The following is a 16,101-nucleotide window of genomic DNA, read 5'->3' on the forward strand; positions in this document are numbered from 1 at the left end:
TGTTTTACCTATTTACTCTTTTTTATGTATTCTATACCAGCCACTATTGCCTCAACTTGAGCTAAGGTACATTCTTCAGGATTAGTTTTTGGACTATCTGGATATACCTCTGTTGTTGTTGTATATTCAGCATTAGATAGAGACATACATAATTTTTCTTTGTCTGAATCACAAGCCATAACACCATCCTTTATCGTATCATCACCAAGAATAGTTGTATCTGGATCTGTCGGTGCGATATGAGTAACCTTCGCAACCGCATCAATTATACATTTTTGGAAGCTATAATGAGGTCTATTACTATTTGCTACTAAATAGAAGCCGTCTGGGATTCCCCATTTATCTATAGATATACCCTCACGAGCAGCTAAAGCTGGCCTAAACTCACTATCATCGGTATCTGTAGTCTCATGTAAATCTATATGCATTATAAAATCTTGTTTTAAAGAGTGTACATACTTCATTGCAGCAACTGACTCTTGACAGCTACTATCTAGATAAAATGACCTATTTGGATCTACGGCATTAGGGTTCCAACGGTTAATTGTTTCATAACCCCACGGGCTTAGACATGGTAAGATAACTATATTAAAATCATTAGCAAATTCTAAAGCTCTCGTTTGAGCAAAACTAATAGCACCTTGTACACCACTTGTCTCATATCCATGAACTCCACCAGTGACTAATATAGATGGTTTAGAGGCATCCCAGTTTTTGGTTTTAAGAGCATACAACGTATAACTGCCAACTGAATATTCCAGCTTATGATACACATCGACATCAAAATTTGAAGTCAAGGCTAATATCTTTTTCTCAGCTTCTTCATGGTAAGATCTTTTCTTATTTTGCTCATTAAGCCACTGCTGTTTCTCTCGAGAACCCCATTTTTCACCAGGTGTACCAATATGATAATTTTCAGACATGTTTTTCAAACTAGTTAATACAACGTTAGCTAACAATTATATATATTTTTAAGCTAAAAGTCAGGTGATGATTTATTTTAAAAGTTTAGGAATTTGTGTGGCTGGGCTAGCAGGATTCGAACCTGCGCATGACGGGATCAAAACCCGTTGCCTTACCGCTTGGCGATAGCCCAACTAAAGAACTAACCTCAAAAGTTAGTAGGCATAGTTTAATGTCTTAACCACCCATTTGTCAAGAGGTTTATCAATTTTTCTTGCAAGTTGTTGCAGTTTATCTTCATCTTGCGACAGTAGATAAAAACATGACCCAGTTCCAGTCATTCTAAAGTTAGTATCTAGGTCTTTAAGATACTGATCAAATTGAGGATATTTTGCAAAGAAAACATTCTCAAAATCATTACGCATAAGTTTTTTATCAAAACTCTGATCTTTAGATAAATTAGTTGTTGTTTTAATTAAATCTTTACTTTCGAAGAACTCTTTTGTACTTATATGAATATTTGGTTTAATTAATAACACATACTGTTCTTTAAAATCCTTATGATATAGCTTATCTCCTATTCCTTCTGCCCATGCTGATTTACCATATAAAAATATTGGTACATCGGCGCCAAGTTTAGCTGCTAACTCCAACATATCTTGATTAGACAACCCAGGCATATAGAAATCTCTCATTGCCATAAGAGCTATTGCAGCATTAGAACTTCCCCCACCAAGACCAGCTCCCATAGGTATTTGTTTTACCAGCTCAATATCAACTCCAACATTACCAATGCCAAAAGTTTTCTGGAAACCTTTTATAGCTTTATAAACCAAATTATCGGTTTTTGATGAGATCACTATATTGCTTGAGATATTGATTTTAGACGAGTCATTAAATCTGAACCTCAAATTATCTTTTAAATCTAGAAATGTAAACCACGTTTGTAGATTGTGATAACCATCATCTCTCTTATTTAATATATGCAAAAAAAGATTAATCTTTGCAAGACTGTTATATTCTCTATATCTTAAATCTGCCATGATTTTATAACTATTTTTATTATTAAATTATCTCTATCCATTTTTATTCTTGATGGTAAAGGATATTTAGAACCCACAAACTGATAATTCTTATATGAAATATTCCAATTATTCTGCTGTAACATCTCTGTAAGGTTATTTTGATTTAACTTCGACTTATATTTGATATTAGGAATAGCTATACCTTTTACCCAGTATTTCAAACCATCTACTGGCACATACCACCCTAACTGCTCTAACATCAATGATTTAGCATCTTTTGCTTGTATTTTTTGCCCTTTACTATTTTCTAAAGTTACTTGACTAGTGTCTCCTTTGATCTGAATACTTCCTATACCTAAAGGTCCATAAAGTTTGATACTAAATTTATCACCATCCTGAGTATATATGTAATTTGCTGATTCAGCCTTATCATTATAGATAATTCCTAAAACCCCTCTAATCTTCCAACTCTCAAGTTTAAGAAGCTCAGGCTTTATTTTATCTTGCTCAAAAGTATTTTTCGAAGATATTGGAATCATTTGTGTTTGCACAGTAGTACAAGATACTACTGCACTAACAAATAAAAAAGCTAATAAAAGCTTAGATATCTGCTTTATACCTATTTTTAACTTTAACATAATGTTTAGCATTTTCTTGTATGATTTTTCTTTCTTGGTCACTTATTGGTCTAATTTTCTTTACTGGAGAACCTAAATACATATAGCCAGATTCAAGAACCTTTCCTGGAGGAACTAAACTACCTGCACCTAAAAAAACCCAAGGCTCAATAACCGCCCCATCTAAAACTACAGACCCCATTCCTATTAAGCAATTATTTTTAATTTCACAACCATGTAATATAACACCATGACCAACCGTTACATCATCGCCGATAGTTAACGAGAAACCCTCTCCAGAATCTTTGGGATATTCTGTAGTATGCAAAGTACTACAATCCTGGATATTAGTACCTTTACCAATAGTAATTGTTAGTAAATCTCCCCTAACACTAACTTGAGGCCAAACTGAAGCATCATCTTTAAGTATAACATCACCAATTACAGCAGCAGATTCATCAACATACGCAGATTCCGCGACATTTGGACTTTTACCATAAAAACTTCTTATACATTTAGACACAACTGATCCTTATTTCTTTTATTAGCATTATCTCTTAATGATATCAAACTATAACTGTCTGATTTGATTTTCTTATTTTTAGCAAATGGTTGTGCATAACCATTATTATCAATAATAAATAACGCTATTGCACCAGGATTATCCGCAAAAAAGTTATCTAGCGTATAGTTTGGCGTAATATTTGTACTTCTAATACTAGCACCCTGGTTCAACCTATCTATCAAAAGATTAAAATCTACACCCTCATCAAAAAGTAACATTGCAAGATTTGTTTCAATTGCTCCAATACCTTTATAACTTTCTTTTTGAGATGCTCTTAGAACATATGTATTTTTAGAGCCAAATTCATGTTTATATTTAACAGCTGATACTGCATTTACATACTCACTAGTTGACAAACCAAGCATTGAACCAATACCTACTAAATTAATACTCCAATCAGCATGAATCGAAACGGGACTTCCATAGTATGTATTTAAGCCAAGCTGACGACATTTTTGTACATTTGCCCAAGATGAGTCTGTGATAATAACTTCAATATCATTCTTAACAAAAATTTCCGCTAATTCACGAGCAAACCTATTACCCCCAATTATTAAGAATCCTTTACCTTCAGGCTCTGTAACTCCGAGAGCTTTTGAGATTGCTGGAGTGAAAATACTCTGAAAGATAACCGTAAATATAATTATCATAAATACAAAAAATACTAAAGTATCTGCTTGAGATGTTAGATCTGAATTTGAATGACTAATTTTAACTGCCACTAAAGCCGCCACAGAAGCTGCTACAATACCGCGTGGATAAATCATCCCCATAACAATCTTTTCGGCAAAGTTTATCTTTGACCCTATAGAACACAAAAGAACTACAGCTGGTCGTAAAACAAATTGTAAAAATAAGAATATTTCTATTAAAGCTAACCAGTAATCTTTAAATAAGCTAAAGTCTATATCTGCACCTAATACAATAAACAACACTGAAATAATAACTATACTCAGGTTTTCCTTAAATGACACGATATCAGACATTCGAATATCTTTCATATTTGCCATCACAAGACCTGCCACAGTAACCATCAATAAACCTGCACCATGCATTAAAGAGTCTGTAATTATAAACCCTACAACTATCACAGCTAAAACAAAGAAGCTTTTTAAGTATTCTGGTATATAGTGTCTTCTAAAGCTTAAACCGATCAAATAACCAAATATAAACCCTGTGGTCACACCCAAAATACAGACAAACACTATATACGCTATAAATACACTAACCCCATTAGTCTGACTATAATACGAGCTTCCTAATAAAAACCAAGAAAGCATAAAAACAACAACTAGAGCTCCTATAGGATCAACAATTATTGCTTCCCATTTTAATATATTTGCAACATGTCGCTTAGGTCTAACTGTTCGCATTAATGGTGGTACGACAGTTGGTCCACTAACACAGGTTATTCCACCAATTAACAAGGAAAGCTGAAGATTTAAATGTAAGATATTATGGCAAAATATAGCTGTAAATATCACTGTTAGAGCTAAACCAGCTGTTATAAGTAAGATTACAATACTACTAATATTTTTTATTTTACTAAAATTTAAAGAAAGACTCCCCTCAAATAGAATTATAGCAACACATATAGACACAAATGGAGATAGCGCCTCACCAAAGATAACCCCTCCATCAACAAGCTTAAAATTATCAGGAAAGAACTGTGCTGAAACTGGCCCCAAAATAATACCGCTTAGGATCAAGAATAAAATTGATGGTAATTTTAGTTTCCAAGATAAAAACTGAGACACAATAGCTGAGAACAATATTAAACCCGAAGCCAACATAATATAGTTAGATGAGTGTAAGAATACCTCTATACTATTGTTCAAAACCACTCCCTAAAGAGATAATATATTGATAAGAAACTAAAATATTATCTTATATCAATTTTTTTATCAATCTATAGATTACTTCGTTATAATGCTTATAATACTTAACTTCCGATTTTCAAACATATATAAATAAATCTAAAGTCAATGTATTAACATATTGGTTATTATATAAAAGTTGATAGGAGTATTGATATCCTAATTTGTCAAAATATGGTCTCTGAGCAGAAACAACACATTTGAGCTACGCTTGATAATTAAGGCTATTAGCACTACTCAAAAAAAATACAAAAGAGATTCTTTCACCGTCAGTAACTTCTTTTACTTCGTGAATTAATCTACCAGATGTAACAGTAATACTTCTATATTCAGGTTTTATTTTTTTAACTTGATTTTTATAATGAGTTACGAACTCTCCACCTTTAAAACCTTTACCTAGCTGTATTATTACGGATGCTTCATAATCTTCATTACTATCTGTATCGATATGTTTTGATACAAATCCCCCTTTTTCTAGAACATTAACCTGTGCCCTTATTATATATTTCTTACCTCCTTCTAATATTTCTTCAAAAAAATTTATTTTTTTATACAAAATATCAAGAACTTTAGTAGACGTATCTTTATTTACAATTTTAGGGTTTTGATCGATTTTATCTTCTATTAATCTTCCCACTTTGGCTTTAGCTTTCTCATCAGTATCGCCTTTGTCGATGGTTTCTAGAGGAATTTTTTGTAATAGTAGTTCTACCTGATCCATTTCTTTATCAGTAAAAACCATATCCGAACTGAAGTTAATACTTTTTTCGCATTTATATTTGTTTCTTAATTCAATCATTTAAAATCCTTGTTTTTAACGTGATTCATTTTTAATCCTCAAACATAACTGTTGCAAAACTAGTTTATTTTACTCTTTGAGAATGTAGCTTATAGTATGCAAAAAACATGGTTCATTTCCAATTATTATGGTATAGCAACTAGAGTTTATTTTTGGAAAGTAAAATTGCTACTTCCTAACCAATACCAACTTTACTATTTAAAATAATATTAATTATTAGGTTTTTCTAATTTATAAGATTTATCGCTCTTATACTAAACATATATCGATAAATCTAAGGTCAGTGTATTCATATATTGGTTATTATATAAGCGTTGATAGGAGTACTCTGGTCCTAATAGCACATTGTTATCAAAATATGATCTCTGAGCAGAAACAATCCATTGATTTTTTATCCCCGAACTAGAAAGCCCAAAGGTTGGTGATGCATTTGACAATGGCATTGGGATATTCGCTGCATTGTATGATTGACCATAGCTAAAGTTGACGTTTGTGTTTCGCCCGTATAACTTAATTCCATAAGCCAAGCTAACATACCAAGCCCCAGTATTAACATTAGTTCCATCATCATTAAAATCTTCTTTATTTAGTGTCGTAGCCCAACCACTTTGAAATTGTAAAGTACCTTCTAATACTGAATATGCTAATGTTCCATCAATGTTTATTACACCGAGATTATCATTACTTTTTCCAACATTATCAAGAAAATCTCTTATACTATTATTCCCAGCACCTGCAATATTAAATATATATCCAAAATTAAAACCATATGATAAATCCATAGTTAATTTATTAGCATAAAATATAGCAGCAGAGAAGTCAGGATGATTTTCTTGTGTTCCAAAAACAGCTATATTAGCATTTATAGTATTAGTTTTATAATTAAATGCGACATCTGATACTGAATCTGGTGCTAAGAAATCAGCAGTGATTCCATTACTCCAAGGACCACCTCCTCCATATGTCCCAAAAGATAGTCTTCTATGGTGTCCAATGGTTACAAAGAAAGGAGAAACATCTAAATTCCCTAAAATAACAAAGCCATTTCTAAGTCCAAAATCATTATTTTCATCAGTAACAAAATCAAATACAGCCGTTACATAATGACCTACATTTGCTAGAAAATATAAGTCCATAGTTGTCAGATGTATATTTTGACCAGTGGATGGAAAGTTAGGAGCTCCTCCTATTCTATTTATCTGACTACCGAACCATGTCTGGGCATCAGCCTCAAGATAACCACCAAAAAACATCGAATACTCACCAAACTTATCTTTTTGGCCAATTATTGTTGAGGAAAACAGGTTTCTCGATATCTGCCCAATAGGTATGGTGTTATTCCCAGAATATGACCCTAAATAAGTTATCTGACCTTGAGTCGTTATAGCTGGTTCTTTACCAACATCAATTGAGCCATTTGAAAAAAAGACTCCTTCATTTTTCCTGTTTCTCCTTAAAATCTGATCCAAAGTTTCATTACTAGCTACTCTTGTCGCAACATAGTTAGTTTTAGATCCATAGTTAGCATCATAAACATTTATTTTAGTTGGTGTTAACACCGGAGGATTAACTACCTTCGACCCATAGGTAGCAAAATCAGATCTAGAACTAAAGGTTGTAGAGTACTGTGATTCTTTAACCTCTTTTATTTCTTCTTTTAATGCAGATATTTTTTTCTGTAAAGCCTGTATATCTTTTATATCTATTTGCGTTTCAGCATTTTGATTTTCAGAAGAATTACCAATATTAAATAGAAAAAAATACACTAGGAGAATCGCTAGAAATTTAAAAACAAATCTCATAATAACCCCTTATAGGTTATTTCTCACTAAGATTTATTATATTCCTAACATTTATACTTTTAATAATCCTTTACAGCAAACTCTTTATTACATTTTTTTTATATATTCAGCAGCATTATCATCTAAGGAGATAGTACCTGTATTTGCATCATAGTAAATAAGCTCAGCATAACGCGCCCAATCAATAAATGTATCAAAAACTCTCTCAGCAACATCAACTGGATAATAATCATCAAGTTCTGCTAGGAACCTACTTCTTGGAGCTGATTGAGTTTCTCTTTCATTTAAAACTTTAACAACATGGCGTGCAAGAGGTATATATTTTAGGAATAATCTACCAAAAATGAATTTCCTATCATCAATATTTGAATCAATAAACTTACGTCCCATCGCAGTCATTTTAATATCACCATCAGAGACTTCTGCAAAACGTAAAATAGACAGAATCTCAATAATTGGGAATAAATCATCGATATCTAAATGTAATTCATCTGCTAACTGAGGAAGATCAACAGCATCAACATCTTTAATTTCCGCCATCTCATCTAAAAGACCATTCATCTCAGAAATATCCACATCAGGAAGTCTATAACCAATCGTCATAGCAGTTTTCTTATTCATACGTTCTGAAAGCTCTTTTGTCTGCGCTGTTGTCATCATACGATAAACCTCATCAACAAGGTTTGCAACGACTGGATCTTGAGAGCTTCTTGGATGAGGAATATCTATTTTTAATTCACCACGAATAAATCCTGGGTTACTACCAAATATTATTATTCTATCTGCAGTTAAAACCGCTTCTTCAATACTATGAGTTACATACAAGATACCATTCATAGCGTCATTGTTTTCCCATAGATCTAACAAGTCTTCTCGAAGGTTTTCCGCTGTCAAAATATCTAGTGCTGAGAATGGCTCATCCATAAGTAAAACGTCAGGCTCAAGAACTAAAGCCCTTGCAAAACCAACACGCTGTTTCATCCCACCAGAAAGCTCTTTTGGATAGGCATTTTCAAAACCATCAAGACCAACCATATCAATTGCTTTTAAAGCTCTTTCTCTACGTTCATTAAGATTTATCTTGCGTGCTTCAAGACCTAGTTCAACGTTCTGCAAAACTGTCAGCCACGGCATAAGAGCGAAGCTTTGGAAAACCATTGAGATATCTGGTACTGGCGCAGATACTTTTTTACCTCGATACAATACTTCTCCATTTGATGGACTTAAAAGTCCTGCTATTATTCTTAATAATGTTGACTTACCTGATCCTGATTTACCTAATAAAGCAACGATTTCGCCTTCGTGCAAAGTAAAATTTATATTATCTAATACCTTAAGAGAGTGACCTCCTTTAATATTAAATTCTTTATTAACTTTTTCTACTGTGAATATCTTCTTACTCATTTTAAAAAATCTCCCTATGCTTTACATATTCATACTAAAACGATTTTCTGCATAGTTATATAATCTGCGCCAAAACAGCTTATTTGATGCTACAACTAAAATACACATCACAATAACACCTAAAAGAACATTCGCAGTATGATCTCCAGGCATATTTGTATACTCTGTAATGTAATCCCCTATCCCTGATGCTTGAATTACTGAGTTCTTGCCCCAGTTTATATATTCACTGATAATACTAGCATTCCAAGAGCCTCCTGCTGCTGTAATTGCACCTGTAACATAATAAGGCATCACAGCCGGTATTAGAAACTTCTTAAGTTTTGCTATACCTTTAAGCTGCATATTTGTAGCTGCATATTTTAGCTCTTCAGGTATCGCAGATGCGCCTGCAATAACATTAAATAAAATATACCACTGTGTTCCAAGCGCCATTAATAAGATACACCAGATATCAAAGTTTAGATTAAACATTACAACTAGCGTACCAAAGATACCGTATAAAACGTTTACAGGGAAAGCTGCTGCCATTTGAGCATATGGTTGAACTTTTTGAGCAATCTTAGGTCTTAAGCCAATCCAAATACCTATTGGAACCCATATTAAAGAGGTAATAAGTATCAAAACAGCTACTCTTACACCTGTAAATAAGCCATATATAAAAACTTTTAAAGTTTCTTCTAGGCCTATATCTGGATTTTTTGCATAAATAGTTTGATACATAAAGAACAATAAAAGCAAAATAACAACGCTAATAATTACATTCCAAAAAACCCTTTTAAATACACTCTCTGTTTTTTCTGCCTTACGATGAACCTTCTGATTATATGCTTTATTAAGATCTTTTTTAAATATCTTAATATTAACAACTTTATTAGAGATCTTGGCCAATACAGATGAGAAAAACTTTACAGCCATAGACTTTTGTAAAATATTTAAGAACCATGATTTACTATGGGCTTCTGAGGGATTATCTCCTATTACAAACTTCTCAGACCAAGCAACTAAAGGTCTAAATAAAAGCTGATCATATAGAACAATTGTTATTAGCATTGTAACTATCGCAGCTCCAACAGCTCCAAAACTTTGGGCGTTGTTGGCAGCATCTATAAAAGATCCAATACCAGATAAGTTTATAGGTATAGACTGTGAAGCACTGAAGTTAACCATTATAGTCTCAGATGCAACAATCATAAACCAGCTAGCTGACATCGACATCATAGTATTCCAAACTAAGCCAGGCATCGAAAATGGCACCTCGACTTTCCAGAATTTCTGCCAAGGTGAAAGCTGATACATCTCTGCTGCTTCATTTAGCTCTTTAGGAACTGTTTTTAACGACTGATAAAAACTTAGTATCATATTCCATGCTTGCGCTGTAATAATACCAAAAATCACAGCTGCCTGAGCACCCCATAAAGAAGTTGGAAATAGTGCTAAGAAACCTGTTACTGTTATAGCAAAAAAACCTAATACAGGTATAGATTGTAGAATATCCACAACAGGTATGATTAGACTTTCTGCTCTCTTACTTTTTGCAGCCCATGCCCCAAAAATAAATGTAATCAGTAGGGAGATTCCTAAACCAATAAACATCCTAATAGTTGTTTCTGCAGTATAGTAAGGCAACATCCACAAATTTAGAGAAATTTCTGAATATTTTTCAACACTTGCTTGATTCGTATAATCAACAGCTCCACCAAGGTTAGAGGTTGACCAAACAAAGATACATAGGATTAAAAGTATTATTGATAAAGCTAAGATATCCCACTTTGAACGAGACACTTTTGCTGACATATTTGCATTATATAACCTTTTCATATGTCAAAACCTTTTGTTTTTTACATAACGCTTTAAGTATAAGTGATTTATATTTGTTTTTGTATTATTAATTTCTTTATATTTTTGTTAAAATCTAGACACTATAAGATTTGTTACATCAGAAAAATGAAAAAAGAACAAAGAATTATTAAAGTACAGCCTGGTGAAAGAGTATCTTGTCCAACTAAATACCATGAAAACTGGAATTTGCATCCAAGGGTCTATATCGACCTTGAGGACAAAAAGACAAATACTTGCCCATATTGTGGCACGACTTTTAAAGTTGAAAAATAAATTTCTAATATAAGGTTAAGCAGTATCTGCTAATATTCTGATACCTAAATTCAATCATTAATGTTAAAATTTAACATTAAAAATCTTTATTTTCAATAATCTAAAATGCACTCAAATACAGATAAAATTATAAAAGAATTCTTCAAAGACTCTTCTTATAACATGATAAATGTTGGTAGTAAGTCTCCCACTCATAGACGAGCTTTAGCCAAAGGTAAAATCCAAATGAGAAGGGAAATACTTAATTTAGTAGCCGAGAGAAAGCTAGAAAAAGGAGACGTGCTACCTTTAGCAGAAATTGCAGGAATTAGTGGTGCAAAGTCTACAGCCACTCTTTTACCATTATGTCACCCTCTAGCGATAGATCATGTAAGTGTTAAAACAGAGATCAACAAAGAAGACAATTGTGTCGAAGTTTTTTGTTATGTAGGTACGCATGCAAAAACAGGGGTGGAGATGGAAGCTATTGCTGGTGTACAAGCTGCTTTATTGTGTATATATGACCTATGTAAAATGTATGGCCAAGATATGCTGATTTCAGATATTAGGCTCTTGTATAAAGAAGGTGGGAAGAATGATAAAATTTATAATGAAAAACATCTTCCAGAATCAATAAAACAAATAATAGATACTCCAAAACTATTTGACGAAATATCTTGTGCTAATATTACAATCAGTGATAGAGCATCTGCAAAGATATACGAAGATAAATCAGGTGAAGCTCTATCAAATATACTAGAAAGTCAAGGAGCTACTATATTAGCAAAAGAAATTATTCCTGATGAAAAAGAAACCATAAAAGATACTATCATTAATATAGTTGCCCAAAAGAGCCCAAATATATTAATTACAACTGGAGGGACTGGAGTTTCGCCAAGAGATGTTACTCCTGAAGCTATCCAAGATATTTGTGAACTTCAAATACCTGGTATTTCTGAGCTGCTAAGAAAAGATGGCGAGAAATATACTCACCTTTCATGGGCTAGTAGAGCAATTGCAGGAATATATAAGAAAACTCTAATTGTTGCACTTCCTGGAAATCCAAATGCCGTCAAAGAAGGACTAGAAGCCTTAAAACATTTGCTACCGCACCTTGTGAGAACCATGAATAAAGAATCTTAGGAGAGTTAACCCATGCTAACACCATATATAAAAGCTAAGAGCCAAATTTTAGAAATTGCACAAAAAGATAATAGTCCTACAGAAAGTGTTGCTCTTTCGAAAGTCAATCGCAGATTCTTGGCAAATGATATTATTGCTAATGAGAATTTTCCTAGCTATGATAACTCAGCTATGGATGGTATTGCTGTTAAATATGAATCTACTAAAAATGCCACAGATGATTCGCCTTGCTGGTTTGAAATCATAGATATAATTGCTGCTGGCGATAATACTTTCATTAATAATCCAAACAAAAATACTGCTGTCAAAATAATGACAGGAGCTCCTATACCAGAAGGTTTTGATGCAGTAATTCCTGTCGAAAATATTCAAGAGAAAGATAATAAAGCTGCTGTATTCTCACCTGTAAAGCAATATGCTAATATACGTTTTGCTGGTGAGGATATAAAGACTTCACAAATACTACTAGAAAAAGGAACTCGCATTAATAGCCAAAAAATAATGGCTCTAGCTAGTTTTGGAATTGATAATATAGAAGTATTCAAGAATCTTCCTTCTCTAATAATTTCAACAGGTAAAGAGCTTGCAGAGGGCAATATTGACTCAAGCTTCCAAATTAGAGATTGTAACGCACCTTTTTTAAGAGAAAGTCTAAATAGTGATTTTGGTATAAACTCTCAGCATATAAGAATAACTTCTGATAGTGATCAAGAGTTTATAGAAATAATAAAATCTCAAATAGCGCAAGAAATTCCTCCTAAAATCATAATATCAACAGGAGCAGTTTCTGCCGGAGAATATGATTTTATACCAAGAAGTTTAAAAGCAATCGGAGCAAATATTATTTGGCATAAAGTAGCTATTCGCCCAGGCAAACCCACTTTATTTGCTATTTTACCCAATGGGAGCTACTATTTTGGCTTACCTGGAAACCCTGGATCTGTAGCGTCAGGATATAACTTTTTCGTCCATCCATTTATTTCATTGCTATATTCTATACCACAAAAAAATCCAACATATGCTATACTCGACAACGATATAAAATTACAAAAGCCTTTAACTTTCTTTCTCAGAGGTGTTCTATCAACAAATGATTTAGGTGAGCTTAGAGTTAGCATACCTAAGGCTCAAGCATCCTTTATGGTAAGTCCAATGCTGGCTTCAAATACTTGGGTACAATTAGATGGAACTTTAAAACAATTTAAAAAAGGGGATGTTGTAGAAGTATTTCCTTTTGAGTAAAAATATCCGTATAGGAGAATATATGAACTATATAGTAGAAGTTTGTGGTCCTGCAAAAGAATTTTATAATGTAACTCAGGTTACATTAAGAATTGATCATGAAGTCGACTCAGTTGCAATTAAAGAGTTACTATTACAAAATCTAAAATCTTCAGAACTTCTAGAAGAAGCGACCTCTTTATTTAATAGCTCGGTAATTGCTACAGAAGAAAAATTTTTTGAAACCACTGAAATACTACCTAAAAATCAAATGCTATTTCTAATCCCTCCCGTATGTGGTGGATAGATAAATAGTTTTCAAATACATAAGTAAGTTATAAATTATGGAAAATAAAAATTCTTTTGCTCATATTACAAATAAAACAATAACAATAACTGATGCTGAGCAAATATTAAAAAATGATGAGCATGGAGCCACTATTCATTTTATAGGAGTAGTTAGAAATCATAATGAAGGCAAAAAAGTTACAGGAATTGACTACGATGTATGTAGGCCTTTAGCTAAAAATGTCTTAAATAAAATAATTAGGGAAACCCAACAGAAGTACCCTAAAGTTTGTATTTATATCGCTCATTATGAAGGATATCTAAATGTAGGTGGAATAAGCTTGTTGGTATCAACTAGCACTCCTCATAGAGATGATTGCTATAAGGCTAATCGTTATATTGTTGAAGCAATAAAGCATAGCTGCCCTGTATGGAAACGTGAGCATTATGTTGATGGAAAAATAGAATGGGTAAAAGGTTGCGTGGTTAAACATGAGTATATTAGTTAAATATGCTGGAGTAGTGTTAGCAGGTGGACTATCTTCTCGAATGGGAAAAGACAAATCATGCTTAAACATTGATGATAAAACTTTTCTTCAAAAGTCATATGAAACTTTATATTCAGCTCTAGGTGATCATGTATATATTTCCGGAAATCATAAAGGGTATAAATCTCTAATAGATAAATATCCTCAATCTGGTCCTGCTAGTGCAATTTTAGGCATAAGTAACTACCTTTTTGATAAGGGTTACGAGAAAGTTGTCATTATTGCTGTTGATATGCCTTATATTGAAAAAAGTACTATTATAAAAGGTTTTGAGTATTTAACTAAGCCTGACACTAAATCGGTTATTTTTAACAACTATTTTCTACCCTGTTGGTTAGATCTTAAAAGTCTAAAACAAGTGAATGCAACTATTAAATCATCTCAGAATATATCTATGAGAAAACTATTGTTTGATAATATGGATTGTATCTCAATACAAGATGAGAATATTTCTAACGAAAATTTTATAAATATAAATACACCTGATGATTTGAAACAGCTAGATGGAGAAAACAAATGAACCTAAAACTTTATAATAGTTCCGTTAGCTTAAAATTAAATAATGAAGATAGGTTGAAATTAAATAAAGTAGGAGATTATATTTCCGAAAAAATTATACTACCAAACACAAGTATTACAGTTACGTTAAAGATAACTGAACAAAATGACTTCTATTACGAGAGTGATCATTTCATATTTACAATGAAATTAGAAGATTTTTTAAATATGAAACAAAATATTACAAAAGAAGGATATTCTTTTAAAAAAAATGATTGTACTGCAAATATTGCCATAGATATTTTTGTAAAAAGGAAAAAGAAAAATGTTAACTGACTCATTTGGTAGAAAATTTACTTATTTAAGACTATCACTAACAGATGTCTGCAATTTTCGTTGCCAGTATTGCTTACCTAATGGCTACCAAGGCAAAGGTAAAAAGGATAACTTTCTAAACCTTAATGAAATAAAAAACCTTTTAAGAGCAATGAATGTACTTCAAGTACAAAAAGTCAGGTTAACTGGTGGAGAGCCTACGCTTAGAAATGATTTCTTAGACATTCTTAACTTTATATCATCTCAAGAAAGCATTAAAACTATATCTCTAACAACAAATGGTTATTCACTTGCTAAGAATATACACGAATATTATAAAGCTGGACTAAATAATATTACTGTGAGTCTTGATAGTTTATCTGCTAATAAATTCAGAAATATAACTCAAATGAATAATTTTTCTACAGTAATGTTGGGAATAGAGAAAGCTTTAGAGCTAGACTTCGATAAAGTAAAAATTAATGCTGTATTATTAAAGGGCTACAATGATTCTAAAGAAGATATTCAAGCCTTTTTTAATTATGTCAAAGACAAGAAAATAGCTGTTCGATTTATAGAACTCATGGAAACCCAGGATAATCTTAATCTACATAAAAAAAGCTTTATAACAACGAATTATATTCGTGACAAGTTAAGAGAAGAAGGTTGGACTAGTTGCCCAAGAGAGCAATCATCTGGTCCAGCAATAGAGTATATGCATAAAGATTACCTAGGAAAAATAGGAATCATCTCACCATACTCGAATATTTTTTGTGCTAACTGTAATAGAGTTCGTGTTAATTCAAAAGGAGAACTATATACTTGTCTTTTTGATAAAGAAAATGTTTCATTAAGGGAATATTTACAAAATGAAAAACAACTTGAAGAGTTATTAGAGATAATCAAAGATGCCTACGCTTTAAAAAAAGAATCTCATTATCTCACAGAAGGGATTATTGGTGACGATAAGCATTTTTCCACACTAGGAGGATAATTAATTAC

17 protein-coding genes and 1 tRNA gene are annotated in these 16,101 nt (G+C 32.4%); 8 read left to right on the forward strand and 10 right to left on the reverse strand.

Annotated elements, in window-relative coordinates; genetic code table 11:
- Window positions 1-8: 8 nt before the first annotated feature.
- The 10 genes from F3D62_RS05090 to F3D62_RS05135 form a co-directional block, all read right to left on the reverse strand.
- The gene (locus F3D62_RS05090) at window positions 9-923 is read right to left on the reverse strand and encodes a M14 family metallocarboxypeptidase (RefSeq protein WP_150467169.1); all 915 of its coding nucleotides are present in this window, start codon (window positions 921-923) and stop codon (window positions 9-11) included.
- Window positions 924-1,021: 98 nt separating this feature from the next.
- A tRNA-Gln gene (locus tag F3D62_RS05095) sits at window positions 1,022-1,096 on the reverse strand.
- 22 nt (window positions 1,097-1,118) lie between these two features.
- Window positions 1,119-1,946, reverse strand: coding sequence for a 4-(cytidine 5'-diphospho)-2-C-methyl-D-erythritol kinase (gene ispE, locus F3D62_RS05100; RefSeq protein ID WP_150467170.1), 828 nt, complete (start codon window positions 1,944-1,946; stop codon window positions 1,119-1,121).
- Window positions 1,934-2,578: a lipoprotein insertase outer membrane protein LolB gene (lolB, locus tag F3D62_RS05105; RefSeq protein WP_150467171.1), complete on the reverse strand. Its 645-nt coding sequence runs from the start codon at window positions 2,576-2,578 to the stop codon at window positions 1,934-1,936. Before lolB ends, ispE begins: the two co-directional genes overlap by 13 nt.
- Window positions 2,529-3,068 carry a gamma carbonic anhydrase family protein gene (locus F3D62_RS05110; protein ID WP_150467172.1) on the reverse strand — a complete coding sequence of 180 codons (540 nt, stop codon included), beginning with the start codon at window positions 3,066-3,068 and terminating at the stop codon, window positions 2,529-2,531. The genes lolB and F3D62_RS05110 overlap by 50 nt, the downstream gene beginning before the upstream one ends.
- Entirely contained in the window at window positions 3,053-4,903 is a 1,851-nt protein-coding gene (locus F3D62_RS05115) for a cation:proton antiporter (RefSeq protein WP_411961315.1), read from the reverse strand. The genes F3D62_RS05110 and F3D62_RS05115 overlap by 16 nt, the downstream gene beginning before the upstream one ends.
- A 289-nt stretch (window positions 4,904-5,192) precedes the next feature.
- Complete coding sequence (locus tag F3D62_RS05120; RefSeq protein WP_150467174.1) at window positions 5,193-5,786, reverse strand: 2OG-Fe(II) oxygenase; 594 nt, start codon at window positions 5,784-5,786, stop codon at window positions 5,193-5,195.
- A 254-nt stretch (window positions 5,787-6,040) separates the two neighbouring features.
- Window positions 6,041-7,588, reverse strand: a complete 1,548-nt coding sequence (locus tag F3D62_RS05125) for a DUF3573 domain-containing protein (RefSeq protein WP_150467175.1) — start codon at window positions 7,586-7,588, stop codon at window positions 6,041-6,043.
- Between the two features lie 87 nt (window positions 7,589-7,675).
- Window positions 7,676-8,992, reverse strand: coding sequence for an AAA-associated domain-containing protein (locus F3D62_RS05130; protein WP_150467176.1), 1,317 nt, complete (start codon window positions 8,990-8,992; stop codon window positions 7,676-7,678).
- A 21-nt stretch (window positions 8,993-9,013) separates the two neighbouring features.
- Window positions 9,014-10,813, reverse strand: a complete 1,800-nt coding sequence (locus F3D62_RS05135; protein ID WP_150467177.1) for an ABC transporter permease — start codon at window positions 10,811-10,813, stop codon at window positions 9,014-9,016.
- 126 nt (window positions 10,814-10,939) lie between these two features.
- Here F3D62_RS05135 and F3D62_RS05140 point away from each other — a divergent pair, with 126 nt between their 5' ends.
- The 8 genes from F3D62_RS05140 (at window position 10,940) to moaA (ending at window position 16,093) form a co-directional block, all read left to right on the forward strand.
- Window positions 10,940-11,107, forward strand: coding sequence for a zinc-finger domain-containing protein (locus tag F3D62_RS05140; protein ID WP_150467178.1), 168 nt, complete (start codon window positions 10,940-10,942; stop codon window positions 11,105-11,107).
- 105 nt (window positions 11,108-11,212) lie between these two features.
- Window positions 11,213-12,229 (forward strand): bifunctional molybdenum cofactor biosynthesis protein MoaC/MoaB, encoded by a 1,017-nt coding sequence (gene moaCB, locus F3D62_RS05145; RefSeq protein WP_150467179.1) that lies wholly within the window; start codon window positions 11,213-11,215, stop codon window positions 12,227-12,229.
- 12 nt (window positions 12,230-12,241) lie between these two features.
- Entirely contained in the window at window positions 12,242-13,471 is a 1,230-nt protein-coding gene (locus F3D62_RS05150; RefSeq protein WP_150467180.1) for a molybdopterin molybdotransferase MoeA, read from the forward strand.
- 22 nt (window positions 13,472-13,493) lie between these two features.
- Complete coding sequence (locus F3D62_RS05155; RefSeq protein ID WP_150467181.1) at window positions 13,494-13,757, forward strand: hypothetical protein; 264 nt, start codon at window positions 13,494-13,496, stop codon at window positions 13,755-13,757.
- A 37-nt stretch (window positions 13,758-13,794) separates the two neighbouring features.
- Window positions 13,795-14,247 carry a molybdenum cofactor biosynthesis protein MoaE gene (locus F3D62_RS05160; protein ID WP_150467182.1) on the forward strand — a complete coding sequence of 151 codons (453 nt, stop codon included), beginning with the start codon at window positions 13,795-13,797 and terminating at the stop codon, window positions 14,245-14,247.
- Window positions 14,231-14,806: a molybdenum cofactor guanylyltransferase gene (locus F3D62_RS05165; RefSeq protein WP_150467183.1), complete on the forward strand. Its 576-nt coding sequence runs from the start codon at window positions 14,231-14,233 to the stop codon at window positions 14,804-14,806. The genes F3D62_RS05160 and F3D62_RS05165 overlap by 17 nt, the downstream gene beginning before the upstream one ends.
- Window positions 14,803-15,120 carry a hypothetical protein gene (locus F3D62_RS05170; protein WP_150467184.1) on the forward strand — a complete coding sequence of 106 codons (318 nt, stop codon included), beginning with the start codon at window positions 14,803-14,805 and terminating at the stop codon, window positions 15,118-15,120. The genes F3D62_RS05165 and F3D62_RS05170 overlap by 4 nt, the downstream gene beginning before the upstream one ends.
- Window positions 15,110-16,093 (forward strand): GTP 3',8-cyclase MoaA, encoded by a 984-nt coding sequence (moaA, locus tag F3D62_RS05175; RefSeq protein ID WP_150467185.1) that lies wholly within the window; start codon window positions 15,110-15,112, stop codon window positions 16,091-16,093. Before F3D62_RS05170 ends, moaA begins: the two co-directional genes overlap by 11 nt.
- The last annotated feature ends 8 nt before the right edge of the window (window positions 16,094-16,101 follow it).

The sequence above is a fragment of the Francisella sp. SYW-9 genome (assembly GCF_008711465.1).
In the GTDB taxonomy this organism is placed as follows: Bacteria; Pseudomonadota; Gammaproteobacteria; order Francisellales; family Francisellaceae; genus Francisella.

What these genes read in the sequence shown, in the direction of transcription:
- F3D62_RS05090 (WP_150467169.1), bottom strand. Translation starts at nt 923, where the DNA reads ATGTCTGAAAATTATCATATTGGTACACCTGGTGAAAAATGGGGTTCT.
- ispE (WP_150467170.1), bottom strand. Translation starts at nt 1,946, where the DNA reads ATGGCAGATTTAAGATATAGAGAATATAACAGTCTTGCAAAGATTAAT.
- lolB (WP_150467171.1), bottom strand. Translation starts at nt 2,578, where the DNA reads ATGCTAAACATTATGTTAAAGTTAAAAATAGGTATAAAGCAGATATCT.
- F3D62_RS05115 (WP_411961315.1), bottom strand. Translation starts at nt 4,903, where the DNA reads ATGTTGGCTTCGGGTTTAATATTGTTCTCAGCTATTGTGTCTCAGTTT.
- F3D62_RS05120 (WP_150467174.1), bottom strand. Translation starts at nt 5,786, where the DNA reads ATGATTGAATTAAGAAACAAATATAAATGCGAAAAAAGTATTAACTTC.
- F3D62_RS05125 (WP_150467175.1), bottom strand. Translation starts at nt 7,588, where the DNA reads ATGAGATTTGTTTTTAAATTTCTAGCGATTCTCCTAGTGTATTTTTTT.
- F3D62_RS05130 (WP_150467176.1), bottom strand. Translation starts at nt 8,992, where the DNA reads ATGAGTAAGAAGATATTCACAGTAGAAAAAGTTAATAAAGAATTTAAT.
- F3D62_RS05135 (WP_150467177.1), bottom strand. Translation starts at nt 10,813, where the DNA reads ATGAAAAGGTTATATAATGCAAATATGTCAGCAAAAGTGTCTCGTTCA.
- F3D62_RS05140 (WP_150467178.1), top strand. Translation starts at nt 10,940, where the DNA reads ATGAAAAAAGAACAAAGAATTATTAAAGTACAGCCTGGTGAAAGAGTA.
- moaCB (WP_150467179.1), top strand. Translation starts at nt 11,213, where the DNA reads ATGCACTCAAATACAGATAAAATTATAAAAGAATTCTTCAAAGACTCT.
- F3D62_RS05150 (WP_150467180.1), top strand. Translation starts at nt 12,242, where the DNA reads ATGCTAACACCATATATAAAAGCTAAGAGCCAAATTTTAGAAATTGCA.
- F3D62_RS05155 (WP_150467181.1), top strand. Translation starts at nt 13,494, where the DNA reads ATGAACTATATAGTAGAAGTTTGTGGTCCTGCAAAAGAATTTTATAAT.
- F3D62_RS05160 (WP_150467182.1), top strand. Translation starts at nt 13,795, where the DNA reads ATGGAAAATAAAAATTCTTTTGCTCATATTACAAATAAAACAATAACA.
- F3D62_RS05165 (WP_150467183.1), top strand. Translation starts at nt 14,231, where the DNA reads ATGAGTATATTAGTTAAATATGCTGGAGTAGTGTTAGCAGGTGGACTA.
- F3D62_RS05170 (WP_150467184.1), top strand. Translation starts at nt 14,803, where the DNA reads ATGAACCTAAAACTTTATAATAGTTCCGTTAGCTTAAAATTAAATAAT.
- moaA (WP_150467185.1), top strand. Translation starts at nt 15,110, where the DNA reads ATGTTAACTGACTCATTTGGTAGAAAATTTACTTATTTAAGACTATCA.